Here is a 1205-nt window from a genome sequence, read left to right on the forward strand (position 1 = left end):
ACACAAACTAGTCTTTCTAGTTCGCTACAAAAGTTAAGTTCAGGGTTAAGAATCAACTCTGCAAAAGATGACGCTTCCGGTATGGCGATTGCGGATAGTTTGCGTTCTCAAGCAAGTGCTTTAGGACAAGCGATTCGTAATACAAACGATGGTATGGCAATTATCCAAATTGCAGATAAAGCAATGGACGAGCAAGTAAAAATTCTTGACACAATCAAGACTAAAGCAACACAAGCAGCACAAGATGGTCAAACAGAAACAACAAGAAAGGCAATCCAAGCTGATATTAACCGCCTTGTTGAATCGCTAGACAACATCGCAGCGACAACATCTTACAATGGTTTAAGCCTTCTTGCAGGTGGATTTACTAATAAAGAATTCCAAGTGGGTGCTTACTCTAACCAAACCATTCGTGCAAGCATTGGTGCGACAAGCTCCGATAAGACTGGACACGTGAGAACTGAAACTTATTCAGATGGTAAGACTGGAGGTGGTTTTGGAACAGCAAGTTTAAGTTTCACCACAAGAGGAATCTCAAGAGCATTGGAATCTGTTGTTGTTTCTCATAGCGCAGGAACAGGTCTAGGTGTGTTAGCAGAAGCGATTAACCGCTATTCTGATGAACTTGGTGGTGTCCGTGCAGAAGCAGATGTTAGACTTACAGGAAGTGGTTTAAGTGCTGCTGGAAGCAATTATACAAATGTTACCATTAATGGTGTAAATATCGGAACAATTAGTGGTGTATCTGCTCACGATGCCGATGGAAGATTAATTAAAGCCATCAATGCGTTTAAAGACACCACAGGGGTAGAAGCATCTATTACAAGAGATGGGCAATTACAACTTACTTCTGTAGATGGTAGAGGAATTAGTGTATCAGGTTTAAGTGGAACTGCAGGTGGCGCGGGGATTAATGCAGGTAGCTATGCAGGTCGCTTGAATCTAACACAGCTTGGTGCAAACGACATTAATGTAGCGATTGCTGGTGTTGCTGGTGGTTTAAATACTGTATCTGCCTCTGCGGTTACAACCCTAAGAAATATCAAGGGTGATTTTACTATGGATCAAAAGAACTCTATCGGTGTGTATTCTAATGCTGCAACAGAAATGGGTGCAGGTGTTACAACCCTTAAAGGTGCAATGCTAGTAATGGATATTGCAGAATCTGCAATTAAACAACTAGATACAATCCGCTCTGACTTAGG

1 protein-coding gene is annotated in these 1205 nt (G+C 41.7%); it reads left to right on the forward strand.

What is annotated here, in order from left to right:
• Nucleotides 1–1205 (forward strand): flagellin N-terminal helical domain-containing protein (locus BS85_RS0109895; RefSeq protein ID WP_026944637.1); only part of this gene is annotated, 1205 nt, incomplete at both ends.

The organism is Helicobacter rodentium ATCC 700285 (assembly GCF_000687535.1).
Taxonomy (GTDB): domain Bacteria; phylum Campylobacterota; class Campylobacteria; order Campylobacterales; family Helicobacteraceae; genus Helicobacter_D; species Helicobacter_D rodentium.